This window comes from Azonexus caeni, from assembly GCF_048146105.1.
Taxonomy (GTDB): domain Bacteria; phylum Pseudomonadota; class Gammaproteobacteria; order Burkholderiales; family Rhodocyclaceae; genus Azonexus; species Azonexus aromaticus_B.
The window spans coordinates 197,396-211,931 of the sequence record NZ_JBKJAD010000004.1 but is presented as its reverse complement, the minus strand read 5'-3'; the positions used below and the strand labels follow the sequence as shown (position 1 = coordinate 211,931).

Here is a 14,536-nt window from a genome sequence, read left to right as displayed (position 1 = left end):
AAGGATGCGACCGGCGAATTAAAGGAAACTTAAGCGTTTGCTTTTTTGCCATGCGCGATTCGTCGCTTGCGTTCCGGAAGTTTGCCGCTTGGGGCATCATTGCCCTTCCAACTGAAAAGTACCCGGGGGGGATATGGCATACACGCGCAACGTCGGCCTCAGCGCATCCGAGGACCGGATCGAGAAACTGATCGCCGAGCGGCTGGCGCCCGGCGCCGACAAGGACAAGATCGACGCCCGCATCTGGGATCTGTTCGGCGAGGAATGGGCGGTGATGTTCACCGACCTGTCCGGTTTTTCCAGCGGCGTCGCATCGTTCGGGATCATTCACTTCCTGCAGTTGATCTACGAATCGCAGCGCCTGCTCTCGCCGTGCATCGATGCCCACGATGGCATCCTGCTCAAGGTCGAGGGCGACAGCCTGCTGATCATCTTCCGCAATGTCGTCAAGGCGATCGAGTGCGCCGACGCCATGCAGCGCGTCTGCCAGGACTACAACGTCGGGCGCGAGCCGGCGGAGCGCATCGGCCTCTGCGTCGGTCTCGGCTTCGGGCGGCTGCTGCGGATCGGCGACCGCGATGTCTATGGCAGCGAGGTTAACGCGGCAGCCAAGCTGGGCGAAGACATCGCCCGTGCCGGCGAAGTCCTGGTGACCGACGCGGTGCGCGATGCGGCAGCCGGTGTCTACGCGTTCGAACCGATCGCCACCGTGCCGCCGGGCGCCAATGCGGCTTTCCGGATGGTCCGCTGAGGCGCGTCAGTCGCTACCGGGCAGCAGCGGCAGTCCGCTTTCCTCGTAGATCGCCGCGAAATCGGTGAGCAGTTCGACGCTCTTCAGTTCGACCGGGTCGCCGGCCGTCAGCGTGGCGAGCTGCCAGCCGATGTCGCCGCTGCGCCGGTGAATTTCGATCAGCGCCTCGTCCTGGCTGACGAGCATGTACTCGAGCAGGGTCGGCAGGCTGCGGTAGGCCTGCAGTTTTTCCCGGCGGTCGGTGGCGGCGGTGCTTTCGGAAAGCACTTCGACGATCAGGCGCGGATTATCGACCACCTGGTCGGCCGGGCCGACGCTCAGGTGCTGCGGGTCGCAGGTGACCAGCACGTCGGGGTAGTAGATGCTGTGCGTCTTGGCGACGCGCAGCTTGGTGTCGGCGATGAAGGCGCGGCACGGCGAACCGCGCAGATGGTTGCGCAAGAGGGCGAAGATGTTGCCGGCGATGACGTTGTGGCGCAGCGAAGCGCCGGTCATCGCGTGGATGCGGCCAGCGACGTATTCGTGGCGCACCGGGCTGCGCACTTCGTGGGCCAGGTATTCGGTTTCCGTCACGTAGATGTCATCGGCGAGTTTCATGGCGCCCTCCTGCGGTCGACGGAAAAATTATGCAATAAATCACCGCCTTAGTGGGCGGCTTCCCAGTTCGGCCCGACCCCGACTTCGACCACCAGCGGCACCTTCAACTGCGCCACCTGGGTCATCAGGCGCGGCAGGTGGGTGCGGATTTCCCTCAGCTCGCCGTCCGGCACTTCGAGCACCAGTTCGTCGTGCACTTGCAGGACCAGTTTCGACTGGCGGGCGGTCTGTTCCAGCCAGTTCTGGACGGCGATCATCGCGAGCTTGATCAAGTCGGCGGCGGTGCCCTGCATCGGCGCGTTGATCGCTGCGCGCTCGGCGGCCTGGCGGCGGTTGCCGTTGCTTGAACGGATTTCCGGCAGCCACAGCCGTCGACCGTAGACGGTCTCGACGTAGCCGTGCTCGCGCACCGTCGCCCGTGCTTCTTCCATGTAGCGGGCGACGCCGGGGTAACGGGCGAAGTAGCGGTCGATGTAGGTCTGCGCGGCGCTGCGCTCCAGGCCCAACTGGCGGGCGAGGCCGAAGGCGCTCATGCCGTAGATCAGGCCGAAGTTGATGCTCTTCGCGACGCGCCGTTGATCCGGGCCGACTTCCAGCGGCGTGACGCCGAAGATCTCGCCGGCGGTGGCGCGGTGCACGTCCTCGCCGTGGGCGAAGGCTTCGAGCAGGCGGGCGTCGCCGGAGAGGTGCGCCATGATGCGCAGTTCGATCTGCGAGTAGTCGGCCGAGACGATGCTGCTGCCTTCCGGTGCGACGAAGGCGGTGCGGATTTTCCGGCCTTCGTCGGTACGCACCGGGATGTTCTGCAGGTTGGGTTCGCTGGAAGCGAGCCGGCCGGTGACCACGGAGGCCTGCGAGAAGTGCGTATGCACGCGGCCGGTGTCCGGGTTGATCATGCGCGGCAGCTTGTCGGTGTAGGTGCCTTTCAGTTTCGACAGCGAGCGGTGTTCGAGCAGCAGCTTGGGCAGCGGGTAGTCGAGCGCCAGTTCGGAAAGCACTTCCTCGTCGGTGGACGCGCCGCCGGAGGCGGTTTTCTTCTTCACCGGCAGGCCCAGCTTGCCGAACAGGATTTCGCCGAGTTGCTTGGGCGAAGCGAGGTTGAACGGCTGACCGGCGAGTTCATAGGCCTGCGCTTCCAGCGCCATGATCTTCTGGCCGATCTCGTGGCTCTGGCGGGCCAGCGTGTCGCCGTCGATCAGGATGCCGCTGCGTTCCATCTGCCAGATCACCTGGCGGGCCGGCAGTTCGATCTCGTGATAGATGCGCGAGAGGCCTGGCTCCTTGGCGAATTGCGGGTGCAGCACGTCATGGACGCGCAGCGTCACGTCGGCGTCCTCGGCCGCGTAGGTGGCGGCGCGCTCGATGTCGACCTGGTCGAAGCCGATCTGCTTGGCGCCCTTGCCGCACAGGTCTTCGTAGGCGATTGTTTCGAGGCCGAGGTGGCGACTGCACAACTGGCCGAGGTCGTGGCCCTTGTCGGATTCGATGACGTAGCTCTGCAGCATCGTGTCGTGGGCGATGCCGGCCAGCGCAATGCGGTGGTTGGCGAAGACGTGCTGGTCGTACTTGGCGTTCTGCAGCACCTTCCGGCGCTCGGCGTTTTCCAGCCAGGGCTTCAGTTTCGCCAGCACTTCGTCGCGCGGCAACTGTTCGGCGACACCGGGGCCGTTGTGGGCGAGCGGGATGTAGCAGGCCTCGCCGGGCGTGACCGACAGCGAGATGCCGACGATGCGCGCGGCGAAGCTGTCGAGGCTGGTGGTTTCGGTGTCGAGCGCGGTCAACGAGGCGTTTTCGATCTTTTGCAGCCAGTGCTCGAACTTTTCCCAGGTGAACACCGTCTCGTAGCGGACCTCGCTCGGCGCGGCGGGCGGTGTGGTGGCCTCCTCACCGGCTGGCGGCGCGTCGCTGTCGAGTTCGCGCGTCCAGGTGCGGAAGTTGTAGCGGGTGTACAGCTCGCGCAGCGTGTCGCGGTCGCGCGCCGTGGCGGTCAAAGCCGCCGGCGCCGGCAAATCCGGCAGATCGCAAACGACGGTGACGAGCTTCTTGCCGAGCGGCAGGAAATCCAGATGGTCGCGCAGGTTCTGGCCGACCACGCCGGAGATCTTGTCGGCGTTGGCGACGATGGCGTCGAGCGAGCCGTATTGCGTCAGCCATTTGACGGCGGTTTTCGGCCCGCACTTGGCGACGCCGGGGACGCCGTCGACGGTATCGCCGACCAGCGCCAGGTAATCGACGATCTTTTCCGGCGGCACGCCGAACTTGGCTTCGACGCCGGCCGCGTCGAGCATTTCCTCGCTCATCGTGTTGTACCAGCGGATCTTTGGCCCGACCAACTGGGTCAAATCCTTGTCACCGGTGGAAATCAGGGTGTCGATGCCGTCGTTCGCAGCCTTCGTCGCCAGCGTGCCGATCACGTCGTCGGCCTCGACGCCGTCGACGCACAGCACCGGCCAGCCGGCGGCGGCGATGGCGGCGTGGATCGGCTCGATCTGGGCGCGCAGGTCGTCGGGCATTGGCGGACGGTGCGCCTTGTACTCGGGATACCAGTCGTCGCGGAAGGTCTTGCCCTTGGCGTCGAAGACGACGGCCTTGTAGTCCGCCTTGTGGTCGCTTTCCAGACGACGTAGCATGTTCAGCACGCCATACAGCGCGCCAGTCGGCTCGCCGGCCGGGTTTCGCAGGTCGGGCAGGGCGTGATAGGCGCGATAGAGATAGGACGAACCGTCCACCAACAAGAGAAGAGGCATGGGATGACCGAGAGCGATAAACTGGTGATGGGCATCGAGACCGAGGCCTTGCTGAAAAGCGCGACGGCCCGCGAGTCCTGGCGGATTTTCGGCATTATGTCAGAGTTCGTCGAGGCGACCGACCGCCTGGCGGCGATCAAGCCGGCGGTGACGATCTTCGGTTCGGCCCGGGTCAAGGAAGGCACGCCGTACTACGATCTGACCGAGCGCGTTGCCCGCCAGCTTTCCGATTCCGGCTTCTCGGTGATCTCAGGTGGCGGTCCCGGCATCATGGAAGCGGCCAACAAGGGCGCCTTCCACGGCAAGTCGCCGTCGGTCGGGCTCAACATCCAGTTGCCGCACGAGCAGCAGAGCAATCCCTATCAGGACATCTCGCAGACCTTCCGCCACTTTTTCGCGCGCAAGTACATGTTCGTCCGCTTCGCCAGCGCCTACGTCGTGATGCCAGGCGGCTTCGGCACGCTCGACGAACTGATGGAAGCGCTGACCCTGATCCAGACCGGTAAGGCGCGCAAGATTCCGCTGATCCTGGTCTGCTCGGATTTCTGGAAGGGTTTGATCGACTGGTTCAAGGACACTCTGGTGCGCGAGAAGATGATCGACCCCGAAGACACCGAACTGATCCAGATCATCGACGACCCGGAAAAGGTCGTCGAAGCGATCTTCAAGCATTACGAAGCACGCCCGTTCAGCCCCTTGCCGAACGAGCGGGAGATGATGCTCAACCTGTAATAAAATGGCCGGCATACCGAAAGGAAAAACCATGCGCCGTCTTCTCCCCATCCTGCTCTTCGCCGCCTTGCCCGTCTGGGCGCAACAGGGCGAACTGCAACCGCTGCCCGCCGTGCCGCCTCCGCCGCCGGAAATGGAACCGTTCGACGCCGCACTCGAACCGCAGGTGACCATCGTCCGCAACGACAAGGAAACGCGCGAGGAATTCCGCGCCAACGGCAAGCTCTACATGGTCAAGGTGACGCCGACGCACGGCAAACCCTATTACCTGGTCGATCGCCAGGGCGACGGCGTGATGGTCGAAAGCGAGATCAATCCCAACCCGGTGCGACCGCCGATGTGGGTCATCCATAGCTGGTAAGCCTTGTCCGTCTACACCACGGTCGGCCGCGCCGAGCTCGCGGCCTGGCTCCGGCCGCTCGCCGCCGGCGAACTGATTGACCACGCCGGCATCGCCGCCGGCATGCAGAATTCCAATTATTTCGTGACGACGAGCGGCGGCCGCTTCGTGCTGACGCTGTTCGAGGCGATCGATCCGGCAGCGCTCGATTTCTACCTGCGCCTGCAGGCGCATCTCGCCGATGCCGGCCTGCCCTGTCCGCGGCCGCTGGCCGATGCACAAGGCCGCCTCTGGCGCACCCTGTGCGGCAAGCCGGCCGCCTTGCTGAGCTGCCTGCCGGGGCGGGCAGTCGAGTTGCCGGACGCCGGGCAATGTCGTCGCGTCGGCGCCGCGCTCGCCCGTCTGCACCTGGCAGCGGCCGATCTCGCCGGAGCGCCGGCCAACCCTTGCGGCGCCGCCTGGTGTCAGGCTTTGGGCGACAGCTTGCTGCCGCTGTTGCCGGCGGCCGACGCCGCGCTGCTTGCCGACGAACTCGAATTCCAGTCGCGGCAGGACCGCTCGGCGCTGCCGCAGGGCGTGATTCACGCCGACCTGTTCCGCGACAACGTGCTGTGGCGCGACGATGGCGAACTTGGCGGCCTGCTCGATTTCTATTTTGCCGGCGTCGATGCCTGGCTGTTCGACCTGGCAGTGGTTGCCAACGACTGGTGCGGCGACGCCGGGCGACTGGCGGCGCTGATCGACGGCTATACCGGGGTGCGCCCGCTGACGGCAGCCGAAAGGCTGGCCTGGCCGGCCTTGCGGCGGGCGGCGGCGCTGCGTTTCTGGCTGCTGCGTCTTGACGCAAAATTGCGCCCGCGCGCCGGCGAAGTGGTGACGATCAAGAATCCTGACGATTTCAAGGCCCTGCTGCTGCGCTTGCGCCTTGCCGCCGACGCGCTCCCCGGCTAGCATCCGGCCATGAGCGAAAGTCCGCAATTCCCGATTCCCCCCGCGCCGTTCAAGGGCGACAGCCGTGAGGTCGACGCCGGCGCTTGTTTCGACTGGTTGGCCCAGGGCTGGGCGATGTTCCTCGCCCATCCCGGCATCTGGCTGGGGGCGAGCATCCTGCTGCTGGTCATTCTGATGGCCATTTCCATCGTCCCGCTGTTCGGGCAGATCGCCGCCCACCTGCTGGTGCCGCTGTTCGGTGCCGGCATGCTGCAGATTTCGCGCGCCATCGCTGACGGCGGCGAACCGCAGATTGGCGACCTCTTCGCCGGCTTCCGCAGCCAGGCCGGGCAACTGGTGATGGTTGGCGTCTTCTTCGCCATCGGCGTCTTCGGCATCGCGCTGATCGCCTTCCTGCTGATCAGCGGCGGTTTGCTGGGCGGCGCGATTTCCGGGCGGATCGGCGGCTTCGGCATCGCCTTCGGCGGCTTCATGCTGGCCGGCCTGCTCGTCATGCTGCTCTCGGTGCCGGTGATCATGGCCACCTGGTTCGCGCCGGCGCTGGTCTATTTTCACGACATGCCGGCGCTGGCCGCAATGAAGGCGAGCTTCGCTGCCGGCGCGAAGAACTGGCTGGTGATGGTGATCTTCGGCACCTTCCTGGTGGTGGCGGCGTTTTTCGCCATGCTGCCGATCGGTCTCGGGCTGTTGCTGCTGCTGCCGATCTTCTCGGCGGCGGTGTACGCGTCCTACCGTGACATCTTTGTGGGGGCCTGAGCGATGCGCGCGCAGACGCTTCCTGCAGCCAGCGGCTGGCAATGGGTGCTCGGTGGTTTCGCCATCTATCGCCGCAGCCCGCTGATGCTGTCGCTGCTGGTCATCACCTACTGGTTCATCGTCGTCTTTCTCAACCTGTTTCCGATGCTCGGCGCGCTGGCCGCGTCACTGGTCATTCCTGGCTTGTCGGTCGGTCTGATGCTGGCGGCGCGCAATATCGAACGTCACCAGCCGGTTTCCATCCAGACCCTGTTCGGTGGTTTCCGCGACAATACCAAGACTCTGGTCGTGCTCGGCGCCCTCTACCTGGTGGCAACTTTCGCCGTGCTCGGCCTGTCGACCGTCGCCGACGGTGGCGCCCTGCTCAAGTTCATGCTCGCCGACAGCCGCGCCGAACGCGCCCTGGTCGAGGATGCCGATTTCAGCTTGTCGGCGCTGATCGTCGTCGTCGGCATGGTGCCGGTGCTGATGGCCTGGTGGTTTGCGCCGGTGCTCGCCGCCTGGCACCGGCTGCCGCTCGGCAAGTCGCTGTTCTTCAGTTTCGTCGCCTGCCAGATGAACTGGCGGCCCTTCGTCGTCTACGGGCTGGGCCTGCTGATCGTCGCCGCCATGTTGCCCGGCCTGGTGCTGGGCTTGCTGCTCAGCCTGTTGCCGGGGCTGCAGGGGCTGGCGACGACGCTGGTCACCCTGCTGATGGGTCTGGTCATCGCGCCGACCGTGTTCGCCAGCTTTTACGTGGTCTATCGCGACATCTTCGGCATCTCCGAAATTGTCTGAGCCGCTGGCGATTTTCGGCGGCACCTTCGACCCGGTGCATTTCGGGCACCTGCGCCTGGCCGAGGAGTCGATCGCCCATCTCGGGCTGGGCGGCGTGCGCTGGCTGCCGGCCGGCAACCCGCCGCACCGCGGCGTACCGCAGGTGACCGGCGAGCAGCGGCTGGCGATGGTGCGTCTGGCCACCGCCGGCAATCTCCGCTTCACCGTCGATGCGGCCGAAGTCGAAGCCAGCGCGCCAAGCTACACGGTGCACACGCTCGAACGCCTGCGCTGCGAACTCGGTGGCGTCCGGCCGCTGGTCCTGCTCGTCGGCGCCGATGCCTTCGCCGGTCTGGCGGGCTGGCACCGCTGGCGCGACATCCTCGAGCTCGCCCACATCGCGGTCTCGCACCGCCCGGGTTTCCCGGTCGAAGCCGCCAGCCTGCCGGCGGAACTGGCCGCCGTCTTTCAGCAGCGCCGGCTGGCCGATGCGAGTGGCCTGTGTAGCGCGCCGGGCGGCGGCATCGTCACCTTCGCGATGACCCAGCTCGCCATTTCGGCGACGCAGATCCGCAAGCTGCTGGCCAACGGCCTGTCGGCGCGTTATTTGCTGCCGGACGCCGTTCTCGACTATATTCGCGCCCATTCCCTTTACAGAAATCCCTGATGGACATACGCAAGCTGCAAAAAATCGTCGTTTCCGCCCTTGAAGACATCAAGGGCAAGGACATCGAAGTGATCAACACCACCAAGCTGACCTCGATGTTCGATCGTCTGGTCATTGCCACCGGCGATTCCAACCGCCAGGTCAAGGCGCTGGCCCGCAACGTTCAGGAGAAGGTGCGCGAGGCCGGCGGCGAAATCGTCTCGGTCGAAGGCGAGGACGCCGGGGAATGGGTGCTGGTCGATATCGGCGACCTGGTCGTCCATGTCATGCAGCCGGCGGTACGCAGCTACTACAACCTCGAGGAGCTCTGGCAGGTGACCCCGGCCCAGCGGCGCAAGCTGGCGGAAGTCGCCGCCGGCGAATGAAGCTGGCCATCCTCGCCGTCGGCCACCGGCAACCCGCCTGGGTCGATGCCGGTTGCGCCGAATACCTCAAGCGCATGCCGCGCGAGGCGGCGGCCAGCGTCGTCGAGATCAAGCCCGAACCGCGCGGCTCGAAAACCCGCGAACAACTGCTTGCCGCCGAACGCGGGCGGATCGAGGATGCCTTGCCGACCTCGTGCCGCCTGGTCGTCCTCGACGAGAAGGGCGACGACCTGACCACGCTGAAGCTGGCGCAGCGGCTCGAACACTGGATGCAGGACGGGCGCGACGTCGCGTTGCTGATTGGCGGCGCCGACGGCATCGACGAGGCGCTCAAGCAGCGCGCCGTCGAGAAGATCCGCCTGTCCAGCCTGACCCTGCCGCACGGCATGGCGCGCCTGCTGCTGTGCGAGCAGTTGTACCGCGCGGTCAGCGTGCTCAAGAACCACCCCTACCACCGGGAAGGCTGATGCGTCTCTACCTTGCTTCGCGCAGCCCGCGTCGGCGCGAACTGCTGCACCAGATCGGCGTCGAGTTCGACACCCTGATCGGCGACGTCGATGAAAGCCCCTTGCCCGGCGAGCCGGCTGCCGCCTACGTCGAACGCGTGACGCGGGCGAAGGCGGCGCATGGCCTGCACCTGCTCAAGGAACGTCACCTGGTCGCTCACCCGGTGCTGGCCGCCGACACCACGCTCGAATTCGCCGGCGAGATCATCGGCAAGCCGGCCGATGCCACCGACGCCGAGGCCATCCTGCGCCGCCTGTCCGGGCAGACGCACCGCGTCCTGACCGGCGTCGCCGTCGCCGATGGCGAGCGCTGCGCCTTCGTTCTCTCGGTCAGCGAAGTGCGTTTCCGCGAACTTGCCGACGACGAGATCCGCCACTACGTCCTCTCCGGCGAGCCGATGGACAAGGCCGGTGCCTATGGCATCCAGGGCCGGGCCGGGCTGTTCGTCGCCCATATCGCCGGCAGCTATACCGGCATCATGGGTCTGCCGGTGTGCGAAACCGGGGAGCTGCTCAAGCAGTTCGGCTGGGGATTCTGAGCCGCTTGCGGGCCGTGCTTCCCGGCACTGCCACGGCTCGCTACATTGCTCCTCATAACGACAACCGAGGAGAGAGATCATGGGCCTGTTTTCGCTGTTTTCCGGCGATACGTCGGTGGCACGGCCGACATCCGGGGCGCCTCAGGCGGGCCAGCCGCAGAGTGGGCGCTTCGACTGCAACGTTCCGCCGACCGACTTCAGCCAGCTCGGCGTCGCCGGCGAAGCCGGCCTGCTGCTTTCCTTCGTGCCGCCGGAAACCGATTTTTCGCGGGTCAGTACGGCCTGGCAGCGCTTGTCCGGTAGCGGCCGTTCGGTGCTCAGTCTGTCGTCGACCGGCGCCCTGTGCGGCCAGGCTGGCGCTTCTCCCTACTGCGAGATGCAGGGCACGCAGGGTAGCTGGTTGTGGCTGCCGCAGGGCCTGATCGCCCGCCACGAGGTGCATGTCGTCGATCTCCACGTCAAGGACACGGCCACCGCCAGCCAGCGCGTCGCCGCCATCCGCCGCGAACTGGAGCAAATCCGGCCGGGCATCCCGCTCTCCGGCGAGCGCAGCTTCGCCCTCGTTTTCTGTGACGGGCTGTCGGCGTCCGAAGGTTTCCTGATGCAGGCCTGGTACCAGAGCGGGCGTTTCCCCTGTCTGGCGATCGGTGGCTCCGCCGGCGGCCGGCTCAATTTCAGCGGCACCTACATCGGCGCCGGCGGCTCGGTGCTGCAGGGCAAGGCGGTGCTGGTCTTCTGCCAGATGGCGGAGGGCAAATCCTTTGCCCCGTTCAAGAGCCAGAACTTCGAACCGACCCAGCAAAGCTGGCTGGTCGCCGAGGCCGACCCGGTCGCCCGTACCGTCACCTCGCTGTTCGGCAGCGACGGCCGGCCGCAGCCCATCCTCGACGTGCTCGCCGCGCATCTGCGTTGCGACCGCGGCGATCTGGCCCGGCAGCTGGAAGGCAAGACCTTCGCGGTCAAGGTCGAGGACGAGTATTTCATCCGCTCGGTCGCGGAAATCCGTAACGACCGCATCGCCTTCTTCTGCGACCTCGAATTCGGCGACCGCCTGCACCTGCTCAAGGCCACCGATTTCATCGCCGCCACGCGCAACGACTGGCAGCAGTTCGTCAGCCGCCACGGTCGGCCGAGCGCCGTGCTGCTCAACGATTGCGTGCTGCGCCGCGTCGGCAACAGCGGGCGGCTGAGCGAGGCGCGCTTCTTCGACGACGTGCCGGCCGCCGGGTTCTCGACCTTCGGCGAAATCCTCGGTGTGCCGATCAACCAGACCCTGTCGGCGCTCGCCTTCTTCGACCAGCGTAATGAGGCGATGGCGCGTTTTCCGGTCGATTACGCGGCTTATGCCGGGCATTACGCGCAGCGCGCGTTGCACCGCTGGACGGCCTTGAACAGTATCCAGTCGGCGGTGACCGAGCGCGTCGTTGACTACCAGCAGGCGATAGCGCCGCTGCTTGCCGCGCTGCCGCAACTGGAGCAGGCCACCCTGCACCAGGCCGATACCCTGGAGATCGCCCAGCGCAGCATCCGTTCGATCAGCGACGCCGCCACCCAGACGCGCTCGGCACAGTCCCGGCTGGGCAGCGAACTCGACGATCTGGAACGCATCTCGCAAGGAATCAGCCAGATCACCGGCGGCATCGGCGCGATTGCCGACCAGACCAACCTGCTGGCGCTCAACGCGGCGATCGAGGCGGCGCGGGCCGGCGAGGCCGGGCGCGGTTTCGCGGTGGTCGCCGACGAAGTGCGCAAGCTCGCCCAGTCGGCAAAGGATCAGGCGCAGGCGACGACCAAGAGCATCAGCGAGGCGGTGACGACGATCGCCAAGATTCGTGCGGTAGCCACCGAAACCGTCGGCACGACGCAGGAAATGGCCGACAAGAGCACGCTCGCCGCCGACCAGATCGTCAGCATGAGTCAGAATGCCGGCAAGGAACGCGACGAACTCAACGCCAGTCTGGCCCGCCTCGAGGAACTGGCGCAGGGGATGGAGGCGATGCAGGAAGCGGTTGAACAACTGACCCTGCTGCAGCGCCTGGCGACTTCCTAGCGCGTGTTCGCAGTAAGCTGCCGCCCGCCGTTTGCTGCGCTCCCGCCCTGGACTGTCGCCAGGATGCGGCGCGCCGCCTGGAGTGCGCCGTCCGGCTGCGGGCAAGGTGGTGCCGGTAGTGCCAGCAGGGTTTCCAGGTCGCGCACGATGTCGCCCCGGCGCAGGCGGTCGGCGGCGATTTCGCGGCAGCGGCCATGCTGCTCCAGCCAGTCGATCAGGCAATCCTGCTCCGGCCAGTCGTCGCGTCGCAGGTAAAGCACCGGTGTGCCGCAGCAGGCGGCTTCGGCAAAAGAACCGTAGCCTGGCTTGGTGATCACGGCATCGACCGAGGCGAGCAGGTCGGTGAAACTCAGCCCATGGTCATCGAAGGCGACCGCGTCCGGGTGCCGGCATTGCCAGCTGGCCGGTACCAGCCAGCGGGTGGCGGGCAGCCGCGGCCAGTCGTCGACCGGCAGGCGATGGTCGAAGCCGCCGAGGGCGATCAGGATCTTGCGCCCGGCACCGAATCCGAGATCGTGCCGGGTGCCGCGGGCGGCGATCGGGGCGATCGGTTCGACGCGGGCCAGGTCGTGCATCGGCATCCCTGGCGTCAGGCGCAGGAAGGCGTCGGCGTCGCGGTAGGCGGCGAGGATCTGGGCATGGATCGGCGGCGCCCAGGGTTCGCCGGGAAAATGGTGGGCAAACAGGTCGGCCCAGTTCAGCGAGCAGATCGCCAGCGTCGGAATGCCGGCCTGCCGGGCGCCGGCCAGCGGCAGGTAGGCAACGTTGCTGAGCACCGCGTGCGGCGCCAGCGAACGCAGGAATTCCGCTTCCGCCGCAACCCGCGCCGGCCAGTCGGCGTGTGCGGCGCGGTAGGCGGCGGCGCTGGCCTCCCGGTCGACGCGCAGAGCGTCGTGCATCACGTAGCCGAAATCGCTGGCGGCTTCGATCAGGGTGAAGGGCGGGGCGATCCGTTCGCGCAGTTTGGCGAGCGGCAGCCGGCTGCGTACGGTCAGGCGCAGCTCGGGCGCGATCTCGGCCAGCGCGTTGAGGACCGGCGCACTGATCGCCAGGTGGCCTAAGCCGTGGGCGGTGATGTCGGCAAACAGATGCATGGTTCAGTCGGTCTCCGGAAAGGGCGATTCGGGGTGGCGGAAGCGCTGGCGGTAAGCGGCCGGGCTGAGCCCGACCTGGCGCGCGAACAGGCGGCGGAAGGCCGAGCTGTCGCGGTAGCCGACCGTTTCGACGATGCGTTCGACGCTGTCGCGGGTCGTTTCCAGCAGTTCGCGGGCGTGTTCGATGCGCAGCGCCTGCAGGTAGGCGAGCGGCGCCATGCCGGCGGCGGCGACGAAACGCCGATGCAGGGTGCGGTAGCTGACGGCCAGCGCGGCGGCGAGTTCGTGCGTGCTGAAATCCTGGGCGGCGCGGCGACTCATCCAAGCCGCCGCCGCGTCGACCAGCGGGTCGGCGAAGCGCTGCGGCAGGGACTTGAACGGCCGCTGCGAACGGCGGGCGCCGTCGATCAGCATGATCCCGCCAACCTCGCGGGCGAGCGGGGCGCCGAACAGGCGGCGCAGGACATGCAGCGACAGGTCGACATGCGCCGTCATCGCGCCGGCGGTGATTGCCGGGCCGGCGTCGACCAGCGCCTGGTCGGCATCCAGTCGGACCTGCGGATAGCGCTGGCGGAAGGCGTCGGCCAGCCACCACGGGGTGGTTGCCGGACGCCCGTCGAGGCGACCGCTTTCGGCGAGGACGAAGCTGCCGTAGCAACTGGCGGCGACCAGGCGATCCGCCGGCAGCGCCGCCAGCCGCCGGATCGCCGGCTGCCAGACGGCAGCGAGCTGGCGCACTAGGTCGGCGAAATCCGCCGCGAAAAAGCCGGAGACGAGGACCGCCGCGTAGTCGGTCAGCGATTCCGGTAGCGTGTTGGTCTGCAAACGCAGGCCCGGCGCCAGTTCGATTTCGCCGCCGTTTGCCGACAACAGGTCGAGCCGGCAATCGGCAGCGGCCGGATGACGGCGGGCGATGGCGACCATGTCCAGCGTGCTGGTGACGCTCGATGGCGTGGAGCCGGGGGCGACGAGGAGGGCGATGGCGGTCATGGCAGATTCGGCACGAAGAATGTCAATTATGCCGCTGTTGCCGCCTTTTGCCGACGCGCATCATTGCCCTGCCCACTTACACGGAGATTGCCATGACTACCGACGCCTTCACCATCCTTCAGCGCTTCGCTCCGCCAAGCCCGCCGAACCGGCTCGCCGACAGCGTGTTGCTGATCATCGACGCCCAGTGCGAATACCTCGACGGCCAACTGGCCTTGCCCGGCATCGCCAGCGCGCTGGCTGCCGGTGCCCGCTTGCTGGCGCGTGCTCGCGCTGCCGGCACACCGGTCGTGCACGTCCTGCATCGCGGCGCCGGGCCGATCTTCAACCCGGAAACGTCGGCTTACCGGCCGCTCGACGAAATGCAGCCGCTGCCCGGCGAAAGCGTCGTCAACAAGACGCTGGCCGACGCCTTTGCCGGTACCGAACTGCAGGCGGTGCTGGCAGCCACAGGGCGGCAGAACCTGATCGTCATCGGTTTCATGACCCACAACTGCGTCAGTTCGACGGTGCGCGCGGCGACCGGGCGCGGTTTCCGGTGCACCGTCGTCGCCCCGGCCTGCGCTACCCGCCCGCTGCCGGACGGGCAGGGCGGGGTGATGGCCGCCGAGTTGCTGCACGAGGCCAGCCTGGTCGGCCTCAGCGACACGCAGGCGGTGATCGTCCGCGAGGTCGCTGCTATTCCCGACTGAACC

The 14,536-nt window shown here is 66.9% G+C and carries 15 protein-coding genes and 1 pseudogene; 12 read left to right on the top strand and 4 right to left on the bottom strand.

The genetic code is table 11. The features are described 5' to 3' along the window. Positions 1-133: 133 nt before the first annotated feature. The gene (locus ACLIIZ_RS07395; RefSeq protein WP_416691476.1) at positions 134-751 is read left to right on the top strand and encodes an adenylate/guanylate cyclase domain-containing protein; all 618 of its coding nucleotides are present in this window, start codon (positions 134-136) and stop codon (positions 749-751) included. Positions 752-757: 6 nt separating this feature from the next. Here ACLIIZ_RS07395 and ACLIIZ_RS07390 read toward each other — a convergent pair whose 3' ends face one another. Beyond that, the gene (locus ACLIIZ_RS07390) at positions 758-1,348 is read right to left on the bottom strand and encodes a Uma2 family endonuclease (protein WP_416691475.1); all 591 of its coding nucleotides are present in this window, start codon (positions 1,346-1,348) and stop codon (positions 758-760) included. 47 nt (positions 1,349-1,395) lie between these two features. Then, positions 1,396-4,095 carry a DNA polymerase I gene (gene polA / locus ACLIIZ_RS07385; RefSeq protein ID WP_416691474.1) on the bottom strand — a complete coding sequence of 900 codons (2,700 nt, stop codon included), beginning with the start codon at positions 4,093-4,095 and terminating at the stop codon, positions 1,396-1,398. Positions 4,096-4,098: 3 nt separating this feature from the next. Here polA and ACLIIZ_RS07380 point away from each other — a divergent pair, with 3 nt between their 5' ends. From ACLIIZ_RS07380 to ACLIIZ_RS07335, 10 genes and pseudogenes are all read left to right on the top strand, one after another. Next, entirely contained in the window at positions 4,099-4,827 is a 729-nt protein-coding gene (locus ACLIIZ_RS07380) for an LOG family protein (RefSeq protein ID WP_416691473.1), read from the top strand. Positions 4,828-4,858: 31 nt separating this feature from the next. Beyond that, a complete protein-coding gene (locus ACLIIZ_RS07375) occupies positions 4,859-5,188 on the top strand; it encodes a DUF2782 domain-containing protein (RefSeq protein WP_416691472.1) in 330 nt (109 codons plus the stop codon). A gap of 3 nt (positions 5,189-5,191) precedes the next feature. Then, positions 5,192-6,118 (top strand): homoserine kinase, encoded by a 927-nt coding sequence (locus ACLIIZ_RS07370; protein ID WP_416691471.1) that lies wholly within the window; start codon positions 5,192-5,194, stop codon positions 6,116-6,118. A 9-nt stretch (positions 6,119-6,127) separates the two neighbouring features. Further along, positions 6,128-6,874, top strand: coding sequence for a BPSS1780 family membrane protein (locus tag ACLIIZ_RS07365; RefSeq protein ID WP_416691470.1), 747 nt, complete (start codon positions 6,128-6,130; stop codon positions 6,872-6,874). Between the two features lie 3 nt (positions 6,875-6,877). Further along, the gene (locus ACLIIZ_RS07360; RefSeq protein WP_416691469.1) at positions 6,878-7,651 is read left to right on the top strand and encodes a BPSS1780 family membrane protein; all 774 of its coding nucleotides are present in this window, start codon (positions 6,878-6,880) and stop codon (positions 7,649-7,651) included. Next, positions 7,644-8,297: a nicotinate-nucleotide adenylyltransferase gene (nadD, locus tag ACLIIZ_RS07355; RefSeq protein WP_416691468.1), complete on the top strand. Its 654-nt coding sequence runs from the start codon at positions 7,644-7,646 to the stop codon at positions 8,295-8,297. The genes ACLIIZ_RS07360 and nadD overlap by 8 nt, the downstream gene beginning before the upstream one ends. Further along, positions 8,297-8,662, top strand: a complete 366-nt coding sequence (gene rsfS, locus ACLIIZ_RS07350; RefSeq protein ID WP_416691467.1) for a ribosome silencing factor — start codon at positions 8,297-8,299, stop codon at positions 8,660-8,662. The genes nadD and rsfS overlap by 1 nt, the downstream gene beginning before the upstream one ends. Further along, entirely contained in the window at positions 8,659-9,129 is a 471-nt protein-coding gene (gene rlmH, locus ACLIIZ_RS07345; protein ID WP_416691466.1) for a 23S rRNA (pseudouridine(1915)-N(3))-methyltransferase RlmH, read from the top strand. Before rsfS ends, rlmH begins: the two co-directional genes overlap by 4 nt. Further along, positions 9,129-9,707: a Maf family protein gene (locus ACLIIZ_RS07340; protein WP_416691465.1), complete on the top strand. Its 579-nt coding sequence runs from the start codon at positions 9,129-9,131 to the stop codon at positions 9,705-9,707. Before rlmH ends, ACLIIZ_RS07340 begins: the two co-directional genes overlap by 1 nt. 79 nt (positions 9,708-9,786) lie before the next feature. Then, positions 9,787-11,718: pseudogene (locus tag ACLIIZ_RS07335) on the top strand (methyl-accepting chemotaxis protein); the annotation flags it as partial. A 35-nt stretch (positions 11,719-11,753) separates the two neighbouring features. On the opposite strand, the gene ACLIIZ_RS07330 reads toward ACLIIZ_RS07335, so the two are convergent. Both ACLIIZ_RS07330 and ACLIIZ_RS07325 read right to left on the bottom strand, forming a co-directional pair. Continuing rightward, positions 11,754-12,851: a hypothetical protein gene (locus ACLIIZ_RS07330; RefSeq protein ID WP_416691463.1), complete on the bottom strand. Its 1,098-nt coding sequence runs from the start codon at positions 12,849-12,851 to the stop codon at positions 11,754-11,756. A gap of 3 nt (positions 12,852-12,854) precedes the next feature. Continuing rightward, positions 12,855-13,841: a GlxA family transcriptional regulator gene (locus tag ACLIIZ_RS07325; protein WP_416691462.1), complete on the bottom strand. Its 987-nt coding sequence runs from the start codon at positions 13,839-13,841 to the stop codon at positions 12,855-12,857. A 92-nt stretch (positions 13,842-13,933) separates the two neighbouring features. Between ACLIIZ_RS07325 and ACLIIZ_RS07320 the strand changes: the two genes are divergently transcribed. After that, positions 13,934-14,533, top strand: a complete 600-nt coding sequence (locus ACLIIZ_RS07320; protein WP_416691461.1) for an isochorismatase family protein — start codon at positions 13,934-13,936, stop codon at positions 14,531-14,533. The last annotated feature ends 3 nt before the right edge of the window (positions 14,534-14,536 follow it).

Bases quoted from the DNA above. Each gene is read 5' to 3' on its own strand.
- rlmH (WP_416691466.1), top strand. From the start codon at position 8,659: ATGAAGCTGGCCATCCTCGCCGTCGGCCACCGGCAACCCGCCTGGGTC.
- ACLIIZ_RS07390 (WP_416691475.1), bottom strand. From the start codon at position 1,348: ATGAAACTCGCCGATGACATCTACGTGACGGAAACCGAATACCTGGCC.
- ACLIIZ_RS07340 (WP_416691465.1), top strand. From the start codon at position 9,129: ATGCGTCTCTACCTTGCTTCGCGCAGCCCGCGTCGGCGCGAACTGCTG.
- ACLIIZ_RS07330 (WP_416691463.1), bottom strand. From the start codon at position 12,851: ATGCATCTGTTTGCCGACATCACCGCCCACGGCTTAGGCCACCTGGCG.
- ACLIIZ_RS07375 (WP_416691472.1), top strand. From the start codon at position 4,859: ATGCGCCGTCTTCTCCCCATCCTGCTCTTCGCCGCCTTGCCCGTCTGG.
- ACLIIZ_RS07365 (WP_416691470.1), top strand. From the start codon at position 6,128: ATGAGCGAAAGTCCGCAATTCCCGATTCCCCCCGCGCCGTTCAAGGGC.
- ACLIIZ_RS07320 (WP_416691461.1), top strand. From the start codon at position 13,934: ATGACTACCGACGCCTTCACCATCCTTCAGCGCTTCGCTCCGCCAAGC.
- ACLIIZ_RS07380 (WP_416691473.1), top strand. From the start codon at position 4,099: ATGACCGAGAGCGATAAACTGGTGATGGGCATCGAGACCGAGGCCTTG.
- ACLIIZ_RS07325 (WP_416691462.1), bottom strand. From the start codon at position 13,841: ATGACCGCCATCGCCCTCCTCGTCGCCCCCGGCTCCACGCCATCGAGC.
- polA (WP_416691474.1), bottom strand. From the start codon at position 4,095: ATGCCTCTTCTCTTGTTGGTGGACGGTTCGTCCTATCTCTATCGCGCC.
- ACLIIZ_RS07395 (WP_416691476.1), top strand. From the start codon at position 134: ATGGCATACACGCGCAACGTCGGCCTCAGCGCATCCGAGGACCGGATC.
- rsfS (WP_416691467.1), top strand. From the start codon at position 8,297: ATGGACATACGCAAGCTGCAAAAAATCGTCGTTTCCGCCCTTGAAGAC.
- ACLIIZ_RS07360 (WP_416691469.1), top strand. From the start codon at position 6,878: ATGCGCGCGCAGACGCTTCCTGCAGCCAGCGGCTGGCAATGGGTGCTC.